Genomic DNA, 25,360 nt, shown 5'->3' on the forward strand with positions numbered 1-25,360 from the left:
ACCGGATGCGTGAAGAGTCCAACTGGGATCGTTCGCGGACATTGTCGGTAGCGACGCTCCGGCCATTTCGGATGTGAAAAGGGGACGCCCTTCGGCGTCCCCTCGTCATTCCAAGACCCGGCGTCCAGCTCAGCCGGCCAGCGCCGCCTTGACCGCCGCCAGGCCTTCCTGGGCCTTGCTGTCGTCCGGGGCGCCGCCCTGGGCGAAGTCGGCCTTGCCGCCCGCGCCCTGGCCGCCCATAGCCAGCACGGCGGCCTTGGCCAGCTCGGCGGCGCTGAACTTGCCCGTCAGGTCGGCGGTGACGGCCACGGTGACGGCGGCCTTGCCGTCCGACGTGCCGACCAGGGCCACGACGCCCGAGGTCAGCTGCTTCTTGAACTCCTCGGCCACGCCGCGCAGCTCCTTGCCGCCGACGCCGTCCAGGACGCGGGCGATCAGGGCCACGCCATTGACGTCCTCGGGACCCGAGGCCGCGCCGCCGCCGCCCAGAGCCAGCTGCTTCTTGGCCTCGGCCAGTTCCTTCTCGAGCTTCTTACGTTCGGCGACCAGGGCGTCGACGCGCGACAGGACCTCGGCGACGGGGGTCTTGAACTGGTCGGCCAAAGCCTTGGCGACGCCGGCCTGGTCCAGCAGGAAGCGGCGAGCCGCCTCGCCGGTCAGGGCCTCGATGCGGCGGACGCCGGCGGCGACGCCCTGCTCCGAGACGATCTTGAACAGGGCGATGTCGCCGGTGCGGGCCACGTGAGTGCCGCCGCACAGCTCGACCGAATAGGCCTTGGCCTCGTCGTTCAGCGCCTTGCCCAGGGTCAGCACCCGGACGCTGTCGCCGTACTTCTCGCCGAACAGGGCCACGGCGCCGGCCTCGATGGCCTCCTGCGGGGCCATTTCCTTGGTCTCGGCCGGGACGTTCTGGCGGATCACCGCATTGACCTCGGCCTCGATGCGGTCGAGCTCCTCGGCCGTCAGCGGGCCGCCGTGGCTGAAGTCGAAGCGCATGCGCTCGCCGTCGACCAGCTGGCCCTTCTGGGCGACGTGCGGGCCCAGCACATGGTGCAGGGCGGCGTGCACCAGGTGGGCGGCCGAGTGGTTGGAGCGGGTGGTGTGGCGGCGCTCGGCGTCGACCGAGGCCACGACCTGGTCACCGACCTTGAGGTCGCCCGACAGCTCGACGCGGTGCACGTGCAGCTCGCCGGCCTGCTTCTGGGTGTCGATCACCCGGTTCTCGCGGCCGTTGGCCTCGATCACGCCGGTGTCGCCGGCCTGGCCGCCGCTCTCGGCGTAGAAGCTGGTGCGGTCCAGCAGCACCTCGACGGTCTGGCCAGCGCGGGCCGACTCGACCTCGACGCCGCCGTCGACGATCGCCTTCACGACGCCCGTGGTCTCGGTGTTCTCATAGCCGACGAAGGCGGTGGCGCCGGCCTTTTCCTTGATCGCGAACCAGGCGGCCGCGCCGGCCTGCTGGCCCGAACCGGCCCAGTTGGCGCGCGCCATCTGGCGCTGCTTTTCCATGGCCGCGTCGAAGGCGTCGGTATCGACGGTCAGGCCCTTGGCGCGCACGGCGTCCTGGGTCAGGTCCAGCGGGAAGCCGTAGGTGTCGTAGAGCTTGAAGGCGGTGTCGCCGTCCAGCACGCCGCCTTCCGACAGGTTGGCGGTCGCCTCGTCCAGCAGACCCATGCCGCGGCCCAGGGTGACGCGGAAGCGCTCTTCCTCCTGGCGCAGGGTCTCGACGATCGAGGCCTCGGCGCGGCGCAGTTCCGGATAGGCCTGGCCCATCTCGGCCACCAGGGTCGGGGCCAGGCGGTGCATCAGGGGCTCATTGGCGCCCAGCAGATAGGCGTGGCGCATGGCCCGGCGCATGATCCGGCGCAGCACGTAGCCGCGGCCTTCGTTCGACGGCGTCACGCCATCAGCCAGCAGGAACGAGGACGAACGCAGGTGGTCGGCGATCACCCGGTGCGACGGGGCCTCGGCTCCTTCGGCCTTGACGCCGGTCAGCTCGACGCTGGCGGCGATCAGCGCCTTGAACAGGTCGACGTCGTAGTTGTTATGCACGCCCTGCAGCACGGCCGCGACGCGCTCCAGGCCCATGCCGGTGTCGATCGAGGGCTTGGGCAGCGAGACGCGCTCGCCGCCGGCCAGCTGCTCGAACTGCATGAAGACGAGGTTCCAGATCTCGATGAAACGATCGCCGTCCTCGTCGGGGCTGCCCGGAGGGCCGCCAGCGATATGGGGGCCGTGGTCGAAGAAGATTTCCGAGCACGGGCCGCACGGGCCGGTGTCCCCCATGGACCAGAAGTTGTCGCTGGTCGGGATGCGGATGATCCGGTCGTCCGACAAGCCGGCGATCTTCTTCCACAGGTCCGCCGCCTCGTCGTCGGTGTGGTAGACCGTGACCAGCAGCTTGTCCTTGGGCAGGGCGAAGTCGCGGGTCAGCAGGGTCCAGGCGTGGTGTATCGCCTGTTCCTTGAAATAGTCGCCGAACGAGAAGTTGCCCAGCATCTCGAAGAAGGTGTGGTGACGCGCCGTGTAGCCGACATTGTCCAGGTCGTTGTGCTTGCCGCCGGCGCGGACGCACTTCTGCGAGCTGGCCGCGCGCGGATGCGGCGGGGTCTCGGCGCCGGTGAAGACGTTCTTGAACGGCACCATGCCGGCATTGACGAACAGCAGGGTCGGATCGTTCTGCGGCACCAGCGGCGCCGACGGCGTCACGGCGTGGTCGGCCTTGCCGAAGTAGTCGAGGAAGGTGCTGCGGATCTCGTTCAGGCTGGGCATGAGCGTCTCAAGTCTAGGCGCCGGCGAAGGGCCGGAAGTCGGGCGCTGCATAGCGCGGTTTTTCGCGAAGGGGAAACCGACTCGCAGATGGGGGCCCGGGATGGGGAGGAAAAGGGCGGCGGGCGCTACTCTGCTGTCATCCCGGACGGCCTGAAGGTCGATCCGGATCGCCACGAGCGCGGCGCTTCCGGCGGTCCCGGCTCTCCGCTTCGCTTCGGCCGGGATGACAGGGTCGGTTCACGCCTTCCCGCCCCTTCGGCCTCGCCCCCCACGAGTAAGACCCCACAAAAGAGTAGGCCGCCTGGCATGGGGTCCAGGCGGCCTGAAATCGCGGCCCCCGCGGCGGTCCGGCCGCGGGCGTGTTGAAGGCGGGGAACGCCCCGTGGTCGGGCGAAGGCCGCGAAACCCTTTGAAGAGGACTATTCCTCTTCGCCGTCCTCGGGGCCGCCGACCAGGAGCTCTTCCTCGATCTTCTGCGACGACTTGCGGACGGCGGCCTCGATGTCCTTGGCCACGTCGGGATTGCCCTTCAGGAACTCGCGGACATTGTCACGGCCCTGGCCGATGCGTTGGCTACCGTACGAGAACCACGAGCCGGCCTTGTCGATGATCCCGGCCTTGACGCCCAGGTCGATGACTTCGCCCAGCTTGGAGATGCCCTCGCCGTACATGATGTCGAACTCGACCTCGCGGAACGGCGGAGCCACCTTGTTCTTGACCACCTTCACGCGGACGTTGTTGCCGATGATCTCGTCCCGAACCTTCACCGAGCCGGTGCGGCGGATGTCCAGACGCACCGAGGCGTAGAACTTCAGCGCGTTGCCGCCCGTGGTGGTTTCCGGGCTGCCATACATCACGCCGATCTTGTGACGGATCTGGTTGATGAAGATGACGATGGTGTTGGCCTTGTTGATCGAGGCGGTCAGCTTGCGCAACGCCTGGCTCATCAGACGGGCTTGCAGGCCCGGCAGGCTATCGCCCATCTCGCCTTCGATTTCGGCCTTCGGCGTCAGGGCGGCGACCGAGTCGATCACCACGATGTCGACGGCGCCCGAGCGCACCAGAGTGTCGGTGATCTCCAGGGCCTGTTCGCCGTTGTCGGGCTGCGACACCAGCAGGTGGTCGAGATTGACGCCCAGCTTGAACGCATAGCCCGGATCCAGGGCGTGCTCGGCGTCGACGAAGGCGGCGGTGCCGCCGGCCTTCTGGACCTCGGCCACCACGTGCAGGGCCAGGGTCGTCTTGCCCGAGCTTTCCGGACCATAGATCTCGATGATCCGGCCCTTGGGCAGGCCGCCGATGCCGAGAGCGATGTCCAGGCCGAGCGAACCGGTGGAAACCGACTCCATCTCGACCTTGCCCTTTTCGCCCAGCTTCATCACCGAGCCCTTGCCGAACGCGCGGTCGATCTGGGCGAGAGCCGCCTCTAGCGCGCGTTGCTTGTCGCCTTCATCCTTGCCCACGAGTTTCAAAGCCGCCTGACTGGTCATTGTTGTCCGCCCTCTATCCCATGATTCCGGCCGTCCGATCGGCGCTTCCCGCGCCGCGTCCCAACGACCTGTGAACATGTTTAGGCGTACATGCTTTGTTCTAAGTTCGCAAGATGTTCTCACCCCCAGAAACGACCGTTTTTGTCGTAGGCCAAAAAGCCGCGAGGCACGGGCCGATATCGGCGCGCCCCGCAACTGCTCCTTAAGCCCGTTCGTGCCAGCGTGGCCGCGTCTTGGGGGACACCATCTTGTCGATCGATCCGCGTCGCCTTCTCGGCCTGGCGTTCGCCAGCGCCGACCTTCTCGTTGAGCTGCAGAGCGGCCGCGTGCGCCTGGCGCTGGGCGCGGCCCAGAAGGTCATGGGCCTGAACGAGGCGGGCCTGATGGGCCAGGCCTGGTCCGACCTGTTCCATCCCGACGATCGATCGCTGATGGACGCCATGGTGAGCTGCGCCGACGACGGCGTGCGGCGCGGGCCCGTGGTGCTGCGCCTGGCCGGCCAGGAGGAGCGCCACGTCCGCATCATCCTGCGCGCCCTGCCGGAGAACGACGGCCGCGTCTCGTGCGCCGCCACCGCCGCCCAGCCCACGGGCCCGTCCCTGCCCGCCGGCCGCCTGCCGCCGCGCGAGTCGTTCGACGACATCGCCAGGGGCCTGTTCGAGGCCGCCCGCGTCACCGGCCTGGAGCTTGAACTGGCCATGGTCGAGTTCGCCGGCCTCGGAGCCATGCGCGAAGGCCTGACACCCGGCGAGGCCGCCGCCCTGGACATCCGCGTCGCCAGCGCCATCCGCGCCGAGTCGCACGGCGGTTCGGCCGCCACCCGCCTGTCGTCCGACCGCTTCGCCCTGCTGCGGGCCAAGGACGACCGGCCCGAGAACATGATCAAGCGCCTGACCCGCATGGTCGCCGCCGAGGCCAGCGCCCATGTCGTGCCGCTGGAAGGCGGCGCCAGTTCGGCGCGCGCCATGCGGGCCCTGCGCTACGCCCTCGACGACTTCCTGCGCGAGGGCCTGAAGGACATGCCGCCGATGACGCTGTCGGAGGCGATGAACCGCTCCGTCAAGCGGACCCTGGCCCGCGCCGGCGCGCTGGGCGTGGCGGTCAGCCAGCGGCGCTTCACCCTGGCCTACCAGCCGGTGGTGTCGCTGACGACGGGGCTGGCCCATCACCACGAGGCGCTTGTCCGCTTCGAAGATGGCGGCAGCCCCTTCGCCCTGATCCGCATGGCCGAGGAATTCGACCTGATCGAGGAGCTGGACCACGCGATCGTCGAGCAGGTGGTCAAGAAGCTGGCCAACGATCCCGACGGCAAGCTGAGGCTGGCGGTCAACGTCTCGGGCCGCACGATCGGCAACGAGACCTTCGTCGACCATGTCGCCCGGCTGCTGGCCAAGCACGACGAGGCCAAGGGCCGGCTGATCTTCGAGATCACCGAGACCTGCGCGATCGACAACCTGGCCGTCGCCAACCAGCATATCCAGAGCTTGCGGGCGATGGGCTCGCTGGTCTGTCTGGACGATTTCGGCGCGGGCTCTTCGTCGTTCGCCTATCTGCAGCAATTGCAGCTGGACATCGTCAAGATCGACGGCCGCTATGTCCGCGAGCTGGCCGACAACGGCCGCGACGGGGCGCTGGTGCGGCGGCTCGTGGAGCTGTGCCGCGATCTGAAGATTCGCACGGTGGCCGAAATGGTCGAAACCATCGAGGTCGAGGAAATCGTCCGCCAGGCCGGCGTCGACTTCGCCCAGGGCTGGCTCTACGGCAAACCGGCCGACAAGCCCGGCCCCGCCCTGCGGCCCGGCCCGCCGGTCAAACCCGTGGCCCGCCGAGCGGGGGCTTCGGAGAGCTGGGGGTAAACGGATCTCTCCTCCCCATTAGGGGGAGGTGGATCGGCGCGAATACGCGCCGAGACGGAGGGGGTCGCGAAGCGCGCCGAGCTTGCGGCTGGCCCCTCCACCGGCGTTCGCCGGTCCCCCTCCCCCAGAGGGGGGGAGGAGAAACACTTTTTTGTATCCGCTAACTCAGGCCTTGCCGCCCTTGCCGACGATGTAGTCGTCGATCACCCGCTCCAGCGCCGTCAGCGGGGTCATGCCCGAGAGCAGGCCCGCGTCATGGAACTCGCGGATGTCGAACTTCTTGCCCAGGGCCTTCTGGGCCTTGGCGCGAGCCCGCAGCCAGGTGATCTTGCCGATCATGTAGCTGCAGGCCTGGCCCGGCCACACGACGTAGCGCTCGATCTCGGTGGTCGCGCCGCTCTCCTCGTCGCCCATGGTCTCGGCCATGTACTTGATGGCCTGCTCGCGGCTCCATTTCTTGTAGTGCATGCCGGTGTCGACCACGAGGCGGACGGCGCGGAACAGGGCGTCGTGCAGCATGCCCAGGTGACCGCGCGGGTCGGTCTTGTAGATGCCCATCTCGACGGCCAGCTGCTCGGCATAGAGCGCCCAGCCCTCGGTGTAGCCCGAGAAGCCGATGACCTTGCGGATCATCGGCAGGCCCTTGGCCTCGTTCGAGATCGACAGCTGCAGGTGGTGGCCCGGGACGCCCTCGTGGACCGTCAGGGTAGTTAGGGTGAACTTGGCCTGTTCCTTGGTGTCACGCAGGTTGATCCAGTAGATGCCCGGGCGCTTTCCATCCAGCGACGGCGAGTTGTAGTAGCCGCCCGGCGCGCCGGCCTCGATGGCCTTGGGCACGCGGCGGATCTCCAGCGAGGCCTTGGGCAGGACCCCGAAATAGGCGGGCAGCTGCTTCTGGATCCAGGCCGCCTTGACGTTCAGGTCCTTGATCAGCTGTTCCTTGGCCGCGTCGGTATTGTCGTAGACGTCCTTGCCCAGCTCGGCCATGCGCTCGCCGACGCTGCCCTTGGCCATGCCGATGCTCTTGAACAGCTTGTCGGCCTCGACCGAGATCGACTTCACCAGGTCGAGGCCCAGCTGGTGGATCTCGTCGGGGGTCATGGTCGAGGTCGTGTAGTTCTTCAACGACACGGCGTAGTAGTCGCCGCCGTCCTTCAGGCGCCAGCAGCCGGCGTCGTGCACGGCCTTGCCGCGGACGCTCTCCATCAGCGCGATCTGGCGCTTCAGGGCCGGCAGGACCGAGTTCTCGTAGACCTTCGAGGCCTCGCCCGCCCAGTCGCCGGCGATGTTCTTTTCCTTGGTCCGGCGGGCGATCGACTTGACCAGCGGCGCGTCGGCCGTGGGCGTGTCGGCGAAGGCCTTCATCTGGATCAGGGTCTTGTCGATGATGAAGTCGGGCGGGATCACGCCGTCGGCCATGTCCTGCTTGGCCAGGGCCGTCTCCTGGTCCATCAGACGGGCGAAGCCCTCCATCCGCGTCAGATAGGCGTCGGCGTCGGTCTTGGTCTCGATGCTGTGCTGGGTGTCCAGGAAGTCCGGCATCTGCTGATACGAGCCGGTCAGCTGGCTGAGCACGTAGGGCGCGCCCGAACCGCCGCCGCCGTAGGTGAACTTCTTGTTGCCCTCGTCCTGGACGGCCAGCACGAACTCGACGGTGTCGTAGTTGGCCGCGTCCATGCCCTTGAAGGCCCGGCGGTCGATGCTGTGCAAGGCGGCCAGCTGGCGGGCGGTCTCGACCTTGCCGGCCTCGACGGCGGCGAACGAGCGGTCGGTCAGCAGGCTCTTGGTCCAGGCCAGGTCGCCGCTGTCGAGGCCGAGGCCGGTCGCCGTCTCGGGCGACTGGCGCAGCTGCTTGGCCATGATCTCGTCGAACAGGGCGTTCAGCTTGGCGACCTCGCCTTCGCGGGCCAGGGCCAGCGAGGGCAGACCGCCCGCGGCGGCGAAACCCGCGGCGGCGGTGGCGAACATCATATGGCGGCGATTGAGCAAGGCTTTCCCTCCCAGGAGCCAAAACGGAGGACGAAGGCGTAAGGCCGTCACCCGAGTTGGCGAAATTAATTCCGAGTCATGCGACGAAATCCAGCTGTCTTTGGCTAGGCCCCAGCTGTCTTTGGCTAGGCCAAGGTCACGAACAGCTCGTTCTCGATCACCCATTGGCCGGTGACCTTCTTCCAGGTGGCCAGATAGGTCCCCGACTGTTCCGGCGCGTCGGTCCACGAGCCGACCCAGCGGCCGCGTTCGGCGGCGCGGGTCCCTTCGGCGTTCAGCGCGATGTCCTCGGTCGTGCGGACATAGGCGACGAAGCCCTTCTCGGCGAACTGCCCGGCGAAGGCGGCCAGCACGTCCTCGGCCCCCAGCAGCAGCGAACCGTCGCCGGCGATCAGCGTGATCCGCGGGTCGAAGAACGGCCGCAGGCGCGCGGCGTCCTTGGCGGCGATCAGCTTGTTGGTCAGCTTGCGGCGGGCGGCGATGGCGTCTTCGGGCTTCGTCATGATCTTCCCTGCTCGGCCAGCCCGTGTAGCTTGCCCCGCCCGTCCGCCGCAAACCCGAGTCGTCATGAGCGCTCCGACCCTGACCACCGCCCGCCTGACGATGAACCCGCCGACGCGCGCCGATTTCGAGGACAGCCGCGCCATGTGGGCCGACCCGCTGGTGATCCGCCACGTTGGCGGCCGGCCCTTCACCGAGGAGGAAAGCTGGACCCGGCTGATGCGGGCCCGGGGCCTGTGGGAAGTGCTGGGCTACGGCTATTGGGCGGTGCGCGAGACCTCGACGGGGCGCTATGTCGGCGAGGTCGGCTTCGGCGACCTGCGCCGTGACCTCGAGCCCAGCCTCTACGGCCTGCCCGAGATGGGCTGGGTGCTGGCGGCGTGGGCGCACGGCCACGGCTTCGGCACCGAAGCGGTCCGCGCGGGCCTGGCCTGGATCGACGAAGCCCTGACCCCGCCGGTGGTGCCCTGCATCATCGACGTCGAGAACACCCCGTCGATCGCGCTGGCCACCAAGGTCGGCTTCACCCTGAAGACCCACGCCACCTACAAGGGCGCGCCGATCGTGGTGATGGAGCGGCGGGTCTAGGGCTTACGCCCCTAGCCGGCCTCCGGCCGCCGCAACAGCCCGTCCAGCAGCGCCTTGAACGCCGGGACCGCCTTCAGCGCCGCCGCTTCCGGATCGTCGGCGTTGGCGATCCACAGGGCCGCGTCGGTGGAGGCCCCGCAGACCAGGCGCGCGGCAGCGTCGGGGTCGATGTCGTCCCGCACCACGCCCTCGGCCTGCAGGTGCTCCAGATTGGCGCGGATGGTGGCGATGCAGCCGTCGGCGCTGGGCCAGCCGGACGGGTCGCCCAGGATGGCCGGAGCGTCGCGCAGCATGATCCTCTGGATGTCCGGCTCCAGCGCCATCTCGATATAGCCGACGTTCTCCTGGACCAGGCCCAGCCAGCGGGTCGGGGCGGCGGCGGCGATCTTGGTCAGCCGCTCGGCCATCTCCGCGTCGATCTCCAGGACCACCGCCTCCAGCAGGCCCTTCTTGTCGCCGAAGTGGTGATAGAGCGCGCCACGCGTCAGGCCGGCCTCGGCCGTCAGGTCGTCCATCGAGGCCTCGGCATAACCCCTGTCGCCAAAGGCCTTGCGCGCCGCGGCGATCAGCTTAGCGCGGGTCTCGGCGATCATCTCGGGACGCGACCTGCGCGACATGAAATCCTCCGGCGAAAAGTGCGGGCAGCGTAGTTGACATACGCGGCGTATGTCACCACCTCGATTGGCATACGAGACGTATGTATGTCGTCAGAGCATGCGTCGCCAGCGCCGAAAGGTCAGACCGATGTCCAACCCCTACCGCGAGATCTTCCGGGCGCCGGGGACCAAGGGATTCGCCGCCGCCGGCTTCGTGGCCCGCCTGCCGATCGCCATGGCCCCGATCGGCATCGTCACCATGCTGTCCCAGACGGAGGGCGGCTACTGGCTGGCTGGCGCTGTGGCGGGGGTGTTCACCCTGACCAACGCCATCGCCGCGCCGCAGATCTCGCGGCTGGTGGACCGCCACGGCCAGAGCCGGCTGCTGGTCCCGACCACGATCATCGCTGTCCTCGCCTTCGCGGCCCTGATGCTGGCCACGCGGCTGAACTGGCCGAGCTGGACGCTGTTCGCCGCCGCCTTCGTCGCCGCGACCATGCCCAGCATGCCGGCCATGGTGCGGGCCCGCTGGACCGAGGTGTTCCGCGACAAGCCCGAGCTGAACACCGCCTTCGCCTTCGAATCCGCCGCCGACGAGCTCGTGTATATCGCCGGTGCCTCGCTGTCGGTCGGCCTGAGCGTGGGCCTGTTCCCCGAGGCGGGCGTGCTGGTCTCCACCCTGTTCCTGGCGGCCGGCATGACCGCCTTCGTGCTGCAACGAGCGACCGAGCCCAAGGTCACGGCCAACGAGACCGGCGCGCCGCACAGGTCGGCGATCCGGCTGCCGGCCGTGCAGATCGTCACCGCCGCCCTGGTCTTCGTCGGCGCGATCTTCGCCACCGCCGAGGTCAGCACCGTGGCCCTGACCAAGGACCTGGGCCAGCCCGGCGCGGCCAGCCTGGTGATCGGCGTCTACGCGATCGGCTCGTTCGTGGTCGGGCTGATCGTCGGGGCCCTGAATCTGCGCGCGCCCCTGCACCGCCAGCTGCTGGTGGCCCTGGCCGTGCTGCTGGTCACCACCCTGCCCCTGCTGCTGGCCGGCAGCGTACCGGCCCTGGCCGCGGCGATCTTCCTGAGCGGGGTGGCCATCTCGCCGACCTTCATCACCGCCTTCGGGCTGGTCGAGCGGCGCGTGCCGCCCGAGGTGCTGACCGAAGGCGTCACCTGGGTGATGACCGGGATCGGCATCGGCATGGCCCTGGGCGCCTTCGTGGCCGGCTGGGTGGTCGACACCTTCGGCGCGCGCAGCGGCTTCTGGGTGTCGATCGTCATGGCCAGCGCGGCCCTGGCCATCGTCGCCCTGGGTCAGCGGATCTTGGGCGAGGGTCGCGAGCGGTTGGCCTAATGGCGCCTGGCCTAGTGGGAAGTCGGCGCGTCCGGTGCTAGGACGCGCCCATGGTCCGCAAAGTCACCGCCAAGCTCGTCGCCCCCAAAGATCCCACCGCCGAGGCCGATCGCGCCTGGTTCGAGGCGCACCCCGAGCGCCTGTTCCGCCTGCGCGATCCGGCGCCGGTCGAGTTCAAGGATCCGCTGGGCGATGCTGGCGAGGGCTTTTCCTGGCGTGTGCTGATCGCCCGATTGCCCGACGGCGGCCGCCTGCGCCTGCCCATCTCGCTATCGTGGGAGCTGCACAACGACCACGCCAAGGACCAGCACCTGAAGATCCTGTTCGACCAGGTCGCCACGCCCGAGGCCAAGGCTCGGCTGGGCCAAACCTAGCTGGGCTAGTCCTCCCGGACCCAGAGCAGGGCCAGCATCCGCCAGCCCTCGGCGGTGCGGAGCAGCAGGGCGCGGTCGGCATAGGTCCCGCCGGTCACCGCGCGAAACGTCCAGGTCGCCGCGCCGAGGTCGCCGCGTCCCTCCTCCGCCCGCGACAGCACCGTGTTTCCGGCGGGAAAGCGCGTCCGCGCCCGTTCGGCGTAGCGGGCCTGCCAGTCGGCCACCGAGGCCGCGACCATCTCCTCGTCCTCGAGGGTGATCACCAGGGCGCGCGGATCGACGGCGGCGGCGAGGTCCTCGGGGCTCCAGGCGGCGTCGGCGCGCAGCTTCAGGTCCACCGTCGCCCGCACCCCCTCGGCGGCGGCGTCGCGGGGTTGATCGGCGCCGACCACCCGGCCGACGATCCGCCAGCGACACGCCAGCCGAGCCCACAGCGTATAGTCCCGCCGCGCGGTCCCGGCCTCGGTCCAGCGGCCCGTCACGATCGCCGTGCGAGGCCCCTCGCTGACCACCTCGGTCGCGAGATCCGGCGCGGCCCGGGCCGGTCGCGCCTTCCACGCCGCCCGTGTCTGGCCGGCGACGGCGCCGCCGGCGATCGCGTAGACGACGGTCGAGGGCTGGACGCGGTCGGCGATCGCCGGACCGTCGCCGCGGCGGAAAGCTTCCGCATAGGTCGCGATCGCTTGCGGCAAGGCCTCGCAGGCGGCGGGCGTGTCGAGCATGGCGGCGTCTCCGTGTCGCCCGACCCTATCGGCTGCATCGCGCTCGGGAATTTCGAAGTCTTCGGCCGATCATTTCATCAGGCGGAATTCTAGTCGCCGGTCAGCACCCGGTCGCACAGCGGGGCCAGCAGCGCCGCCACGGCTTCGGGCGGACGGTCGTCGACCCTCAGCGACTGGAACATCGGAAAGCCGGTCAGGGCGAACAGCAGGTCGACGACGTCGCGCTGGGCCGCCGGGTCACGGCCGCCGTGGCGCTTGACCAGCACGGCCAGCAACTCGCGCCGCCGCGCATTGCGGGCGGCCAGGCTCTGGGCCAGTTCCGGATCGGCGCCGGCCGCCGCGTAGAGCCCCGTAAGGCCCGCGTTCGAGCTCCAGAACCCGCAGAACACCGTCACCATCCGGGTCAGGGTCTCGCGAGGATCGGCCAGCGCCATGGCCTCGGCGATGGCCAGGAGCCCACCGGCGCTGGCCACCTCGTCGAGCACCGCCTCCAGCAGGCCGCGCCGCGAGCCGAACTGGTTGTAGACGGTCAGCCGCGTCACCCCCGCCGCCGCCGCCACGGCCTCCAGCGACAGGGCCGCGCCGCCGGGCTCGCGCAGCAGGCCGGCGGCGGCCGCGACCAGCCGCGCGCGGGTCTCCGCCGCCTTCGCCTCTCGCTTGGCGCTCGCATAGGACCTTGACGTTCCGCCTGCCTCAACCATCTCTATACAATCTGTATATCCAATATGAGCGCGTCGCCACGCGCCGTCGAACCGGGAGTCTAGCCGATGCCATTGCTGTTGATCATCGTCATTGCGCTTCATGTGCTCTCGTCCGTGTTCTGGGCGGGATCGACCTTCGTCATGGCCCGGGTCGGCGGGACCGAGGCGCCACGGCTGTTCCGGCCGCAGATGGGCGCGGCGGGAGTCTCGGTGCTGACCGGCGGCGCACTGTGGGGCTTGCTGCATCGCGGCGGTTTCGGGACGAGCGAGGCCGTGCTGGCGACCGGCGCCCTGGCCGCCCTCGTCGCCCTCGCCGTCCAGGCGGTGGGCGTGGGACGCGGCCTGCGCGCGGCGGACCAAGCCGGAACCGCGCCGGCCGTCGCGGTCCCCTACCGTCTCTCGGCCGGGCTGCTGATGATCACCATCGTCTGCATGGCGATCGCCCGTTACGTCTGAGGCCGATTGACGATGGCCGCGGATCGCGCACCTTTCGGGGCATGATCCGCACCGTCCTTCTCTGGGCGCTCGTCCTGGCCTTGGGCGCCTTCGTCCTGCAGTGGTTGGAGCAGCAGTTCCTGCTGCGCGTCTTCCCTTGGCGGATCTATGCCGGCCTGATCGGCGTCGCCTTCGCCGCCGGCGGCGTGTGGGTCGGCTGGAAGCTGGCGGCGCGCGGCCGTCCCGAGACCTTCCAGCGGAACGACGCCGCCCTCGCCGCCCTGGGCCTGACCGGCCAGGAAGTGAAGGTGCTGGAGCGCCTGGCCGCGGGCCGCTCCAACAAGGAGATCGCCCGCGACCTCGGCCTCTCGCCCAATACGGTGAAGACCCACGTCGCCAACCTCTATGGCAAGCTGGAGGTCGGCCGCCGCACCCAGGCGATCGGCAAGGCCCGCGAGCTGGCGCTGATCCCCTGAGCTTGACCGGGCGTCGATAGGGCGAAACTGTCGAACTCACCCTTTCGGGCGATACCGTTCCAGTGATGAGGACGGCAAGCCTGGGGACGCGTCGCAGGGGGCGGCGCGAAGGAGGAACACCATGCAACGCACTATCCTGACCTACGGCCTGATCTCGGGCGCGATCATCATTCTGGGCATGATCGCCACCATCGTCCTTTCGGCCCAGCACAGCCTGTGGCTGGGCTATCTGATCATGCTGGTCGGGCTGTCCTCGATCCTGCTGGCGGTGAAATCGCATCGCGACAAGGTGCTGGGCGGCGTCATCAAGTTCTGGCCGGCCTTCCTGATCGGCCTGGCCGTCGCCCTGGTGGCCGGGATCGCCTACGTGCTGATCTGGGAGGGCTATCTGGCCATCACCCACTACCGCTTCATGGACGAGTACACGGCCCACATCCTGGCCGCCAAGCAGGCGGAAGGCCTGTCAGGCGCGGCCTACGCCAAGCTGGCGGCGGAGATGGCCGAGATGAAGCGTAACTACGCCAACCCGCTGTACCGGATGCCGATGACCTTCGCCGAGATCTTCCCGGTCGGCCTGCTGGTCGCCCTGGTCAGCGCCGCCCTGCTGCGCAATCCGAGGTTCCTGCCGGCGCGGGTCTAGACCCGCGTCACCCGCACCGCCATCCACGGCCGGCCGGGCAGCGCCACGGTCGGCCGGTTCGGGTCGTGCAGGAAGTAGGCGTCCTGCTTGGCCATAACGAACGCGCCGTCGATCGGCGTCACGGTCATGGCCCAGGTGTCCAGCACCTCGACCCGGAACCGCTCGCCGCCCGTCAGCCCATCCTTGGGCAAGGACACCGCCCATTGCGTCAGCGCCGCCTCGCCGAAATAGCGCAGGTAGTACGACCCCGCCGCGCCGCCCAGGTGCTGGTCCCACCACTTGTCGATCGGCTCGAAGCCGGGTGTGGGCCCCGCCTCCATCACCGCCTTCAGGAAGGCCAGGCGCGGCGTGCTCTGGCCGTGCAGCCTGCCGCCCTTGGCGGTCCAGCCGTCGTCGCCTTTGTAGATCTCGCCGTGGCCGACATAGGTCCCGGCCACCAGGCCGTGCCAGAAGCGTTCGACCATGCCCTCGGGCGTCAGGTCGCCCCAGCGCTTGTCGATGTCGCCCTCGTAGCGGACCTCGTCATAGATCACCGGCTTCTTCCAGACGCTGCGCAGCAGCTCGGCCCGGGTGTCGTCCAGCACCGCCGCGCCGTTCTGGATGCTGGCGTGGCTGATCCACGGCCGGCCGTTGTCGTAGAGCTCCCGCCAGTTGTGGATCGAGCAGAGGCGGCGGTAGGGATCGTCGCGCCGGATCAGCTGGCCGATCCGCTCGAAGTCGGCGGCGGTCTTGGCCTTGACCAGGTCCCACTCGTTGGCGAGCGACCACCAGACATTCGAGAAGGCGGCGAACCGCGCGACCATGTAGCGGACATAGCGGTCGTCGCGGGCGGCGGTCATGGCGTGCCAGCCGCTCTTGTCGTCATAGGGGTGGAACAGGATCAGGTCGGCCTGGATGCCCAGCGCGCCCAGGCGCCGGACGCGGTCCTCCAGCCGGCGGAAATAGGCCGGGTTCAGGCGATCGAGGTCCCAGCCATCTCCGCGTTTTTCGAACGGGAAGATCGGCTCGGCCGCCACGTTCGGGAAGACGCACATCCGCACCTTGTTGAACGGCGAAGCCTTCAGTGTCGCCAGGGTCTGGTCGCAGAGGGCGTCGCTCTGCTGGGCCCAGGCATAGGCGGTGGTGCCGACCTGCCGGAAAGGCGTCCCGTCGGCATGGGCGAAGTGATAGCCGCCGGCGACCCGCAGCGGGCCGTGGTCGCCAGGGCGCGGCGCGAGCGCGGTGACCGCCCCGGTCTTGCCGTTCAGCGCCGCGACGGGACTGACGGTCCGCCAGCGCCAGAGGCCTTCGGTCGGTGGGCTGAAGCGGAGGCGGTATGTCCCGTCGCCGTCGTAGAAGCCCCGGACGGTCAGCGACGCCTTGCCGTCGGTGAAGACGGCCGACAGCGCGACGTCGAACGGCTCGCCGACGCTCGGCCCCTTCAGGACGATTTCATGGACGCCCCAGCGCGCGACGGTCGGTTCGGCGGCGCCCTTCTGGGCTTGAGCGGCGGGCGCGGCGAGGAAGGCCAGGCCCAGCCCGGCGGCTTCGCGGCGCGTTAGCGGTAAGGAGCGCATGGCGGGAGTAGCGCAGGCGAAGCGGTGATTCACAATCCTCCCGATCCTCCCCTTCTGGGGGCGGTGGCCCGGAAGGTCGGAGGGGGCAGCTCGGCCTATGCAGAGCAGCCCCCTCAATCGCTCCGCGACAGCTCCCCCAAAGGGGGAGCAGCTACAACGTCTAAGCCGCCTGCAGCTGCTGCTTGACCCGCTCGGCCAGGGTCTTGATGTCGATCGGCTTGGCCAGGAAGGTCACGCCCGTCTCGCCTTCCAGCAGGTCGCTGAACTCGGCCTCGGCATAGCCGGAGATGAACATCACCGGCGCGTTGCCCAGATAGCCGCGCGCCTTCTTCAGCAGGGTCGGGCCATCGATGCCGGGCATGATCACGTCGCTGATCAGCAGGTCGATCGTGCCGGCGTGCTCCTCGGCGATGAGCAGCGCCTCCTCGCCGTCGGCGGCCTCCAGCACCTCGTAGCCACGGGCGCGCAGCAGGCGGGCGGCGACGCTGCGGACGGCGTCCTCGTCCTCGACGAACAGGATGCGGCCGGCGCCCGACAGGTCGCGGGCGGCGCGCGGCTTGACCGGCTCGGCGGTGGCCTGGGCGGCCACGACACCGGCCGGGGCGTCATAGATCGGCAGGAAGATCCGGAAGGCCGCGCCCTCGCCCGGGCGGCTGTGGACGTGGATCCAGCCGTCGCTCTGCTTGACGATGCCGTAGACCGTGGCCAGGCCCAGGCCCGTCCCCTCGCCCACCGGCTTGGTGGTGAAGAACGGGTCGAAGATCTTGCCCATCACGTCCGGCGGGATGCCGGGACCGTCATCGCTGACTTCGATGAAGGCGACGTCGCTTTCGGCGGCCGGGAAGCCCAGACCGATGGCTTCGTCGCGGGTCAGGCGGGCGGTGCGGATGCGCACGATGCCGCCGCCCTTGGCCGCGCGCACGGCGTCGCGGGCGTTGACGGCCAGGTTCATGACCGCCGTCTCGAGCTGGCTCTTGTCGGCTCGCACGCGCGGCAGGTCGCGGCCGTAGTCGGTGATCAGCTTGACGTCTTCGCGCAGCAGGCGGCGCAGCAGGACCTCGAACTCGGAGATCAGTTCGCCCAGGTCCAGCACTTCGCGCTGAACGGTCTGCTTGCGCGAGAAGGCCAGCAGCTTGCGGACCAGGTCGGCGGCGCGCACGCCTGTCTGGCGGATCTCGTTGAGGCCTTCGTACGACGGGTCGCCGACCGGGTGACGGTGCAGCAGCTCGTCCAGGCGCAGCTGGATGGCGGTCAGCAGGTTGTTGAAGTCGTGGGCCACGCCGCCGGCCAGTTGGCCGATGGCCTGCATCTTCTGGGCCTGAGCCAGCTGCAGTTCCATCTGCTTCTGCTCGGACACGTCGATCATGTAGGCCACGACGCGGCCTTCGGCGCGGTAGAGATAGAGATGGACGATGCGCGTCTGGTCGCGGGCCAGGCGCACCTCGAACGGGCCGGCGCGGCCTTCGCTGAGACGGGTCTCGGCCTCGGCGCGCGAGGCGGCGTCGATCAGGTCGCCGAACATCACGCCGGCCTTCGCGCCGGTCATGGTGGTCAGGGCGGGATTGTTTTCCAGGATCCGCGACTTGAAGGGCTCGACGCCCTCCAGCAGGGCCGCGCCGAACGGCGAGGCGCCGGCGAAGGCGTCCAGCGTGGTGGGCGGCGGCGCCGCGCGCTCGGCCACGGGGACCGGGGCGGCCGTCTCGGCGACCGGCTCGGCGACGACGATCGGGGTCAGGCGGATCAGCAGGCGCCCGCCGGCCAGGCGCGAGACCCGGGCCGTATGGTCGAGATCGCCGGCGCGCAGCAGGCCCTCGGCCATCTCGCCCTTGCGGGCCTGGACTAGCGCCGCGAACAGGCTGGAGCCCGCCACGCCCTTGGGCAGGCGGCGCTGCTCGCCCATCGCCGCGCGCCAGGCTGGATTGGCGGCCAGCACGCGACCGTCGGCGGCGGCCAGGGCGGCCGGCTCGCTGAGCGCGTCGATGAAGCCCTCGGCCTGGTCGGCGTCGTTACCGCCGGCGGCCGAGCCCCGGATGGCCACCAGGCCCAGGATCGAGACGCCCGCTACGCCTAGCAGCAGCAGCAGGCCGGCCAGGGTGGTGGGTCCCGCCTTCAGCGCCGGAGCGGCCGAAAACGCCGCCGCCGCCACGAAGAACACCGCCGCGCCCGCCAGCCACGGATCGAAGCGCCGGCGCGGCGCGCCGGTCGAAGCTTTGTCCTGAAGCTGGAAATCGGCCATGGGCGGGATGCTTACCTTCGCTACGGTGAGGCTGCGACTCACCCGCAATCGGAGAAAGGATAGCCTTTCCCGAGCGGTAGGTCAGATTTGTTGCGGACAGGCTCTAGAGCGGACGCGCGCGGGGTCCTTGGCGTGATTGGGGCTTCTTGCCGTTCATGATGAAGCTGATCACCTTGGCGACGGCCTCGAAGTGTTCGACGGGGATTTCCTCGTCGATCTCGACGCTGGCGTAGAGGGCGCGGGCCAGGGGCGGATCCTCCAGCACCGGCACGCCGTGCTCCTCGGCGATGGCGCGGATCTTCAGGGCCAGCTCGTCCATGCCCTTGGCCACGCACAGCGGCGCGGGCGTTTCGCCGGCGTCGTATTTCAGCGCCACGGCGTAGTGGGTTGGGTTCATGACGACCACGGTCGCCTTGGGCACGGCCTGCATCATCCGCTGGCGCGAGCGCTGCATCTGGATCTGGCGGCGCTTGCCCTTGATGTGCGGGTCGCCGTCCGACTGCTTGTACTCTTCCTTGACCTCCTGGAGGGTCATGCGCATGCGGTTCATGAACCGCTGACGCTGGATGAACCAGTCGAAGGCGGCGGTGGCGACCAGGAAGATGATCACCATGATCAGCAGCTTCTTGGCGAGCTTCATCGCCTCCGGGATCATCGCCGCCACGTCCATGCCGACCAGGTTGCGGACCTCGCCGACATTGGGCTTCAGCACCATCCAGGCGATCAGGGCCGTGACGCCGATCTTCACGATCGACTTGGCGAACTGGATAAAGCCGTCCATGCCGAAGATGCGGCCCAGGCCCTTCATCACGTCCAGCTTGCTGAAGTCGGGCTTCAGCTTGTCGGGCGTCAGCATGAAGCCGGTCTGGGCGACATTGGCGATCACGCCCATCACGGCGCTGACCACCATCACCAGCACCAGCGGCGGCAGGGCGGCCATGGTCGCCCGCTTCATCACCACCATGGCCCCGCCGCTGGACAGGTCGGTAGTGCCGGCGTGGGCGATGAACGGAACCAGGGCGGAGGCCAGGTCGCGGGTCATCCAGCCGCCGGCGATCAGGATCACCGACACCGCGCCGGTCAGCGAGGCCAACTGCGAGATGTCCGCGCTCTTGACGACGTCGCCCTTGGCGCGGGCGTCCGACAGCTTCTTGGCTGACGGTTCTTCTGTTTTCGACTCGGGATCCGTATCGTCAGCCATGCCCGTCCCCTAGCTGAACACTTCGAGGAGTTCGCGGTAGCGGTCGGTCCAGACCATGGCGATGCCGCCGAGCGACAGGGCCAGCAGGGACAGGCCCAGGATCACGCTGAGCGGCGAGGCCACGAAGAAGATCTGGAAGGCGGGCATGACCCGGCCGACCAGGCCCGTGGCGAGGTTGAAGACCAGAGAGAACACGATCACCGGCGCGGCCAGCTGGACGCCCAGGGTGAACGACTGCGCCACCGTCCGCACCGCCAGGGTGACGGCGTCGTTGATCGGCACGGCGCGGGTGAACGGGAACAGGGTATAGGACTTGACGATCGCGCCGATGAACAGGTGATGCAGGCCCGTGGCCATCACCAGGGTCAGGCCCAGCATCGACAGGAAGCTGGCCACCGCCGTGCTGGAGCCCTGCATCGACGGGTTGGTGCTCTGGGCGAACGACAGGGTGGTCTGCATCGAGATGATCTCGCCGGCCGTGGTCAGCGACAACATGAACAGCCGCAGCACCGAGCCGATCATCAGGCCGATCAGGATCTCGTGGATCACCGCGCCGACCAGGCCGCCGAGGGTGGTCGGAATCGGCGGCACGCCGCTCTGGACCAGCGGGCCCAGCAGCAGGGCCAACAGCAGGGCGAACGACAGGCGGATGCGCGGCGGCACCGACTGCTCGCCGATGCCCGGCATGGTCATGACCATGGCGCCCACCCGCGCGAAGACGAGCGCGGCGACATAGACCTGAAAGTTGGTGGCGAAGGAGTTCAAAAGGGCCCCTTGCCTTCCCTACATGCCGGCGATGCGAGCGGCGATCTGGCGCATGAACTGGCTCATCAACGAGCCCATCAGCGGCAGGAAGATCAGCAGCGCGACGAAGATCGACACGATCTTGGGCGCGTAGACCAGGGTCTGTTCCTGGATCTGGGTCAGGGCCTGGAACAGGCCGATGGCGACACCGACGACCAGGCCGACGATCAGGCACGGCGCGCAGAGCTGAAGCGTCAGCCAGATCGCGTCGCGGCCGACATCAAGAACCTCGGCGCCCGTCATGCAAAGCCTCGTCGGAATCGGCCGTACTGGCCGCTTGGATTCGAGGCTGGAAGATGGGGCGAATATGGTTAACAGGGCGTTAGGGGTTGTTACCCGGACGGTAGGAAACCGGGGGCGCGACGCTCTGTCTCAATCGCTCCTTCCCTCCCCCCTTGCGGGAGAGGGTGGCCCGCGAAGCGGGTCGGGTGAGGGGTCGCGCCGTCCTATCGGACAAGCCTTCCGACCCCTCATCCGTCAGCTGCGCCGACACCTTCTCCCGCAAGGGAGAAGGAAGAAATCCTAGCGGATGCGGATGCGCACCGGCACCTGGATGTACGAGCCCGCGCGGCTCTTGCCGTCGGGGCCCAGCAGGTCCACCTGGAACTGCGAAGCCATGGTCAGGGCGGCCTGGCCGACGCCGAGGTCGTTGGGGCTTTCTTCCTGGACGGTGCAGGCGGTCAGGTGGCCGTCCTGCTTGACCAGACAGTTCAGAAGGGCGACGGCGACGCGCGGCTCGGAGACGGGGGTCAGCAGGTCCGACGGGGCCTTGGCCGGAGCGGCGTTGGCGACGACGGCGGCGGCGAGAGCGAGCGAAGCGATCACGAGTTCATCCCTTTACTTATCTTTTTGGCCGGCCTTTCCGCCGCCCATTTTCCGTGTCGGAGAGTGTTCCGTTTCGGATCAGGCGGCCTGGGCCTGCTTCAAACGTTGCAGGCCTTGTGCCGCCAGGTCGGTCAGCGAGCGCAGGCCCAGTTCCGAGAACACGTCGAAGGCGCAGGCCAGGGCCGCCCCGGCCCTCGCCAGGCGGCCATCGTCGCGGCCGGTGATCTCGACCCGGGCCTCATAGAGGCGGGCCAGGTTCATCTGGGCCACGGCCCAGCTGGCCGGATCGCGGCCGCCCGGCGCGGCCGACAGCTCCGCCTTGAAGGCCAGCTCGGCGGCGTCCAGCACCGCCAGGTCGGCGGTCAGCTCGGCGCAGCGGGCCAGGCTGAGGGCGCGGTTGTTGGCGACCACGGCGCGCAGGGCCAAGGCCGGCTGGGCCTTCAGCACCTGGGTCGAGCGATCATAGGCCGAGACGGCCTGTTCGAAGGCGCGCTCGCTGGTCGAGGCCTCGCCCAGGGCCTGCAGGGCCATGCCCAGCGAGGCGTGGGCGCGGGCCCAGTCCATCGGGCTGTGGTCGGCGACCAGCACGTCGACGGCCTCGCTCAGCGCTTCGACGCCGTCGGCGATGCGCGACAGCTCACCGTCCAGCTCGCCCAGCAGCACGAGGGCCGAGCCGCGCAGGCCTTCCAGGCGGGCCCAGGCCAGCGGTTCGAAATCGGGATCCAGCACGCCGGCGGCGGTCTTGGCTTCCGATACGGCCAGTTCGGCCAGGGCGCGGTCCTTCAGGCGCTCGGCGCAGGCCAGGATCAGCTCGATGCGCGCGGCGCGCTGGTCGGCCAACTGCAGACGGGCCGGACCGCCCTTCACCCGCTTGGCCGCCGCCAAGACGCGCAGCGGCGCCTCATAGGCCTGGACCGCGGTCAGGGCGCGCTCGACATTGTTCTCGGAGAGGGCTGCGCGGCCTTCGAGGCCGGCGGTGAGCGCTCCACATAGGGCGGTGCGTTGGCCAGAGGGCGTGCGAGCCAGGGTCGCCGAGGCGGCGGCCACCAGGCCCTCGTCGCCGAACAGGTCCGCGCCCAGCACGGCCAGCACGGCCTGCTCGCAGCGGGCGGCGGCCAGGGCGTCGTGGCGGCGCTCGGCCTCGAAGATCTTCACGGCGGCCTCGGCCTGGGCGGCGCCTTTTCTGAGCGCGGCGGCGTCGCCGCTGCGGCGGGCCAGCTCGCGCCAGACCACGGCCGCTTCCAGCAGGCGCGCGCCGCGATCCTTGGCCCCGATGCGGCCGGCGACCACGTCGGCCGAGCGGGCCTCGTTGGTCAGGAGCCGAACATCCAGAAGCTCCAGCAGCGACGTGTCGCCCCCGGTCAGCCCCTCGCGCCATGCCCCCTTGAAACCGCCTTCGGCATCGACGCCGAACAACCGCTTCAGATCCCGTCCGAACTCGAACATCGCTTCGCGCACTCCGCCTACGGAACGTCCCACGTCGGGACAGCCCGACGGAGGTTCAACGCGTCATCAGCAAAACCGGAGCCAGCGCTCTTAACAAGTGGTTAACAGGTGTTTACGGCGCGTTAACCATAAATATTTTCCATATCTTTACACCACAATCAAAACTCCACCCAGAATGGGTGAAGACGTGTTGAACTGGCACACTTCTTGCTTTGACGAATACAAGGGAAGCCTTGTGACGAAGCCAGCTCTTAGAACTTTGTTCATCGAACTGAAAATGACGTTAACCCTAAGTTTTAAGCTCCGGTTTACCTTTCGTTCACGGGCGCTCGCGTCCCTTCCCTCCCCGAGCGCCGACGAAGCGGTCTAGAAAGCCCGGATCGTCGCCGATTCCGGAGCTCGCCCATGGCCGCCGTCACCCTGTGGATCGCCAGCCTCTGCCGTCCCGATCCGGGCTACGGCGGCTGGGCCTATGTGCGGCGGATGGACGGCGAGACCGGCGCCACGGCGATCAAGGGCGCGGCCGGCGGCGAGCGCCGCACCAGCGCCGCCAGGATGAGCCTGACGGCCCTGACCGAGGCGCTGGACGGCGTCGCGGACCTACCCGCGGAGACGCCGGTGACGCTGCGCTTCCTTGATCCCGATCTGGCCGGCCAACTGGTGGCCTCGGACGGCGCCTACGCCACGGCCGAGCCAGAAGCCTGGGCCGCCGCCCGCGCGGCGCTGGCGGCCCGTGCCGTTCTGGAACTGGTCCCCGCCTCGCCCAGCGCCGCCGCCAACGGCTTCCTGGCCGCCTGGGCCGAGTTCGGCCTGGACACGGCCAAGTCGCGCGGCAGCTTCAAGGCCGCGATCCCGAAGCCGAACCTGCTGAAGTTCCCAGGGTAGAACCGCCCTCTCCTCTCCATTAGGGGGAGGTGGATCGGCGCGAATACGCGCCGAGACGGAGGGGGTCCGCGAAGCGGTGGTGAATTCGCCACCTCACAGGGCCCCTCCACCGCCCTCCGGCGGTCCCCCTCCCCCAGAGGGGGAGGAAAATCACTTACTCCCGGCAGGCCACGATCAGGTCGGCCGTCGCCGGATTGCAGGCGAACGGGATGTTGGCCAGGGTCGCCAGGCGGATCAGCGCCTTGACGTCGACGTCGTGCGGCTGCGGCGACAGCGGGTCGACGAAGAAGATCAGCACGTCCAGCCGATCCTCGGCGATCATCGCGCCCAACTGCTGGTCGCCGCCCAATGGCCCGCTCTTCAGCCGCACCAGATTGAGCTTGGGCATCGCCTCCAGGATCCGGCCGCCGGTGGTGCCGGTGGCGAACAGCGCCTTGTCCTTCAGGAAGTCCGCATGAGCCAGAGCCCAGTCGACCAGGGCGGCCTTCTTGTCGTCGTGGGCCACCAGGCCGATGGCGAGCGGAGCGGCGGTCATGGTTACGGTCCTGAGCTTGAGGTTCCGGCTGGTATAGCGCCTCGCCGCGCCGCCGCCAGCCCGGCGCCCTTCCCTCCGTGCGCCAGCCGTGACTACAATCACAAAATGAGATGACGTCTCAATTTATGAGACGCGAGCGCCGCCACGGGAGGAAGGCCATGCTCCAGATCGACCGTCGCGCCCTGGTCGCGGGCCTACCCCTGCTGGCGGCCGCGCCCGCCGCCTTCGCGGCCTCGCGCGGCGCTCGCCCGGGTCCGTTCCTGCTGGGCGCGGACATCTCGTGGATCCCCCAGGACGAGGCCGATGGCGCGGCCTACTACGTCGGCGGCCAGAAGCGGGACATCCTGGCGATCCTGGCCGACGCCGGCTTCAACGCCATCAGGCTGCGGGTCTTCGTCGACCCGGCCAACGGCTACTCCCGGAGCCGGCCCGTCGATCCCTGGTGCGGCAAGGACCAGACCGTGGCCATGGCCAAGCGGGTCAAGGCGGCCGGCCTGCATCTGACGATCAGCTTCCACTACAGCGACACCTGGGCCGATCCCCAGAAGCAGACAAAGCCCGCGGCCTGGAAGGACCTGCCGTTCGACGGCTTGGTGAAGGCGGTCGGCGACCATACCCGCGACGTGCTGGACGCCCTGAACAGGGCTGGCGCGCCGGCCGACATGGTGGTGGTCGGCAACGAGATCACCTTCGGCCTGCTGTGGCCCGACGGGCGCGTGCCCCTGCCGATGCGAACCGGCAATCCCAATACCGACGCGGTTCACCTGGACGTTCCCGAAGCTGGCGGTTTCGACAAGCTGGCCGCCCTGCTGAGCGCCGGCCTCGACGCTTCGCGCCAGGTCGCGCCCCAGGCCAGGACCAGCCTGCACAACCACCTGGGCCGCCATTGGCCGATCGTCAGGCACTGGACCGACAGCCTGCTGGCGCGCGGCGTGCGCTTCGACGCCCTGGGCCTCTCCTGCTACCAGCAGGCGGCCGAAGGCGACTGGGCCACGACCTTCGCGGGCTTCGCCGAGCGCTATCCCGACCACGGTTTCTTCGCGGCCGAGTATTCCAGCCGCAAGCGCTATTTAAACGACCTGGTTCACGACGCGCCGGGCCAGCGCGGCTGGGGAACTTTCATCTGGGAGCCGACCCGCCACCAGGAGGCGGTGTTCGACCAGGACGGCCACAACGCCGGCGAGGGCCCGCGTCCCAACCTGCTGTCGCAGGGCGTCAATGGCGCCGAGGCTCCGGGCGGCGCCAATGCGGTTCCCTCGCCCCGTCCCCAGCCCAGGACCCACGGCGGCCGCTACGACGCCAACGCCCTGCTGGATGTCTATCGCGGCCTGGCGCGGGACTATGGACTGCGGAAGGCTTAGGTCCGCAGCGGGTGGTTAGCGGACAT

The 25,360-nt window shown here is 69.1% G+C and carries 24 protein-coding genes; 9 read left to right on the top strand and 15 right to left on the bottom strand.

Translation table 11 applies throughout. The annotated features are described in order from the left end of the window. Window positions 1–129: 129 nt before the first annotated feature. Together alaS and recA are read right to left on the bottom strand one after the other, a co-directional pair. Window positions 130–2,772: an alanine--tRNA ligase gene (gene alaS, locus ASC70_RS04370; protein WP_056046805.1), complete on the bottom strand. Its 2,643-nt coding sequence runs from the start codon at window positions 2,770–2,772 to the stop codon at window positions 130–132. A gap of 419 nt (window positions 2,773–3,191) precedes the next feature. Further along, entirely contained in the window at window positions 3,192–4,262 is a 1,071-nt protein-coding gene (gene recA, locus ASC70_RS04375) for a recombinase RecA (RefSeq protein WP_047405018.1), read from the bottom strand. 248 nt (window positions 4,263–4,510) lie between these two features. On the opposite strand from recA, the gene ASC70_RS04380 reads away from it, so the two are divergent. Then, on the top strand, window positions 4,511–6,118 hold the full coding sequence (locus ASC70_RS04380; RefSeq protein WP_082539881.1) for an EAL domain-containing protein: 1,608 nt from the start codon (window positions 4,511–4,513) through the stop codon (window positions 6,116–6,118). Window positions 6,119–6,283: 165 nt separating this feature from the next. On the opposite strand, the gene ASC70_RS04385 is transcribed toward ASC70_RS04380, so the two are convergent. Both ASC70_RS04385 and ASC70_RS04390 read right to left on the bottom strand, forming a co-directional pair. Then, window positions 6,284–8,107 carry a DUF885 family protein gene (locus ASC70_RS04385; protein WP_056046808.1) on the bottom strand — a complete coding sequence of 608 codons (1,824 nt, stop codon included), beginning with the start codon at window positions 8,105–8,107 and terminating at the stop codon, window positions 6,284–6,286. A gap of 125 nt (window positions 8,108–8,232) precedes the next feature. After that, the gene (locus ASC70_RS04390; protein ID WP_056046810.1) at window positions 8,233–8,610 is read right to left on the bottom strand and encodes a nuclear transport factor 2 family protein; all 378 of its coding nucleotides are present in this window, start codon (window positions 8,608–8,610) and stop codon (window positions 8,233–8,235) included. Window positions 8,611–8,674: 64 nt separating this feature from the next. On the opposite strand from ASC70_RS04390, the gene ASC70_RS04395 reads away from it, so the two are divergent. After that, window positions 8,675–9,196: a GNAT family N-acetyltransferase gene (locus ASC70_RS04395; protein ID WP_056046812.1), complete on the top strand. Its 522-nt coding sequence runs from the start codon at window positions 8,675–8,677 to the stop codon at window positions 9,194–9,196. A gap of 11 nt (window positions 9,197–9,207) precedes the next feature. Here the strand turns inward: ASC70_RS04395 and ASC70_RS04400 are convergent, their stop codons facing one another. Continuing rightward, window positions 9,208–9,813: a TetR/AcrR family transcriptional regulator gene (locus ASC70_RS04400; RefSeq protein WP_056046814.1), complete on the bottom strand. Its 606-nt coding sequence runs from the start codon at window positions 9,811–9,813 to the stop codon at window positions 9,208–9,210. Between the two features lie 127 nt (window positions 9,814–9,940). On the opposite strand from ASC70_RS04400, the gene ASC70_RS04405 reads away from it, so the two are divergent. Then, window positions 9,941–11,137 (top strand): MFS transporter, encoded by a 1,197-nt coding sequence (locus ASC70_RS04405; protein WP_056046816.1) that lies wholly within the window; start codon window positions 9,941–9,943, stop codon window positions 11,135–11,137. 50 nt (window positions 11,138–11,187) lie between these two features. Beyond that, a complete protein-coding gene (locus tag ASC70_RS04410; RefSeq protein ID WP_056046818.1) occupies window positions 11,188–11,511 on the top strand; it encodes a hypothetical protein in 324 nt (107 codons plus the stop codon). 5 nt (window positions 11,512–11,516) lie between these two features. Here ASC70_RS04410 and ASC70_RS04415 read toward each other — a convergent pair whose 3' ends face one another. Both ASC70_RS04415 and ASC70_RS04420 read right to left on the bottom strand, forming a co-directional pair. Then, window positions 11,517–12,233 (bottom strand): hypothetical protein, encoded by a 717-nt coding sequence (locus ASC70_RS04415; protein WP_056046820.1) that lies wholly within the window; start codon window positions 12,231–12,233, stop codon window positions 11,517–11,519. Between the two features lie 89 nt (window positions 12,234–12,322). Then, a complete protein-coding gene (locus tag ASC70_RS04420) occupies window positions 12,323–12,934 on the bottom strand; it encodes a TetR/AcrR family transcriptional regulator (protein WP_056046822.1) in 612 nt (203 codons plus the stop codon). 66 nt (window positions 12,935–13,000) lie between these two features. Between ASC70_RS04420 and ASC70_RS04425 the strand changes: the two genes are divergently transcribed. From ASC70_RS04425 to ASC70_RS04435, 3 genes are all read left to right on the top strand, one after another. Beyond that, on the top strand, window positions 13,001–13,390 hold the full coding sequence (locus ASC70_RS04425; protein ID WP_082539880.1) for a hypothetical protein: 390 nt from the start codon (window positions 13,001–13,003) through the stop codon (window positions 13,388–13,390). A 41-nt stretch (window positions 13,391–13,431) separates the two neighbouring features. Continuing rightward, window positions 13,432–13,845, top strand: coding sequence for a response regulator transcription factor (locus ASC70_RS04430; RefSeq protein ID WP_056046826.1), 414 nt, complete (start codon window positions 13,432–13,434; stop codon window positions 13,843–13,845). Between the two features lie 121 nt (window positions 13,846–13,966). Beyond that, a complete protein-coding gene (locus ASC70_RS04435; protein ID WP_056046828.1) occupies window positions 13,967–14,485 on the top strand; it encodes a DUF4199 domain-containing protein in 519 nt (172 codons plus the stop codon). Here the strand turns inward: ASC70_RS04435 and ASC70_RS04440 are convergent. From ASC70_RS04440 to ASC70_RS04470, 7 genes are all read right to left on the bottom strand, one after another. Further along, window positions 14,482–16,041 carry a DUF5605 domain-containing protein gene (locus ASC70_RS04440; protein ID WP_056046830.1) on the bottom strand — a complete coding sequence of 520 codons (1,560 nt, stop codon included), beginning with the start codon at window positions 16,039–16,041 and terminating at the stop codon, window positions 14,482–14,484. The genes ASC70_RS04435 and ASC70_RS04440 overlap by 4 nt on opposite strands. A gap of 160 nt (window positions 16,042–16,201) precedes the next feature. Then, a complete protein-coding gene (cckA, locus tag ASC70_RS04445) occupies window positions 16,202–18,277 on the bottom strand; it encodes a cell cycle histidine kinase CckA (protein ID WP_056046832.1) in 2,076 nt (691 codons plus the stop codon). A 103-nt stretch (window positions 18,278–18,380) separates the two neighbouring features. After that, a complete protein-coding gene (gene flhB / locus ASC70_RS04450; RefSeq protein WP_056046835.1) occupies window positions 18,381–19,478 on the bottom strand; it encodes a flagellar biosynthesis protein FlhB in 1,098 nt (365 codons plus the stop codon). A gap of 9 nt (window positions 19,479–19,487) precedes the next feature. After that, window positions 19,488–20,243: a flagellar biosynthetic protein FliR gene (fliR, locus tag ASC70_RS04455; protein WP_056046837.1), complete on the bottom strand. Its 756-nt coding sequence runs from the start codon at window positions 20,241–20,243 to the stop codon at window positions 19,488–19,490. 18 nt (window positions 20,244–20,261) lie between these two features. Further along, window positions 20,262–20,525, bottom strand: a complete 264-nt coding sequence (fliQ, locus tag ASC70_RS04460) for a flagellar biosynthesis protein FliQ (protein WP_047407179.1) — start codon at window positions 20,523–20,525, stop codon at window positions 20,262–20,264. Between the two features lie 279 nt (window positions 20,526–20,804). After that, on the bottom strand, window positions 20,805–21,107 hold the full coding sequence (locus ASC70_RS04465; RefSeq protein WP_047407181.1) for a hypothetical protein: 303 nt from the start codon (window positions 21,105–21,107) through the stop codon (window positions 20,805–20,807). Window positions 21,108–21,185: 78 nt separating this feature from the next. Beyond that, complete coding sequence (locus ASC70_RS04470; RefSeq protein ID WP_082539879.1) at window positions 21,186–22,565, bottom strand: hypothetical protein; 1,380 nt, start codon at window positions 22,563–22,565, stop codon at window positions 21,186–21,188. 393 nt (window positions 22,566–22,958) lie between these two features. On the opposite strand from ASC70_RS04470, the gene ASC70_RS04475 reads away from it, so the two are divergent. Continuing rightward, window positions 22,959–23,438: a hypothetical protein gene (locus tag ASC70_RS04475; RefSeq protein WP_056046841.1), complete on the top strand. Its 480-nt coding sequence runs from the start codon at window positions 22,959–22,961 to the stop codon at window positions 23,436–23,438. A 154-nt stretch (window positions 23,439–23,592) separates the two neighbouring features. On the opposite strand, the gene ASC70_RS04480 is transcribed toward ASC70_RS04475, so the two are convergent. Next, entirely contained in the window at window positions 23,593–23,973 is a 381-nt protein-coding gene (locus tag ASC70_RS04480) for a methylglyoxal synthase (protein ID WP_047407186.1), read from the bottom strand. 158 nt (window positions 23,974–24,131) lie between these two features. On the opposite strand from ASC70_RS04480, the gene ASC70_RS04485 reads away from it, so the two are divergent. Further along, window positions 24,132–25,334, top strand: a complete 1,203-nt coding sequence (locus ASC70_RS04485; RefSeq protein ID WP_056046843.1) for a glycosyl hydrolase 53 family protein — start codon at window positions 24,132–24,134, stop codon at window positions 25,332–25,334. Window positions 25,335–25,360: the final 26 nt, after the last annotated feature.

The organism is Caulobacter sp. Root343 (assembly GCF_001425745.1).
In the GTDB taxonomy this organism is placed as follows: domain Bacteria; phylum Pseudomonadota; class Alphaproteobacteria; order Caulobacterales; family Caulobacteraceae; genus Caulobacter.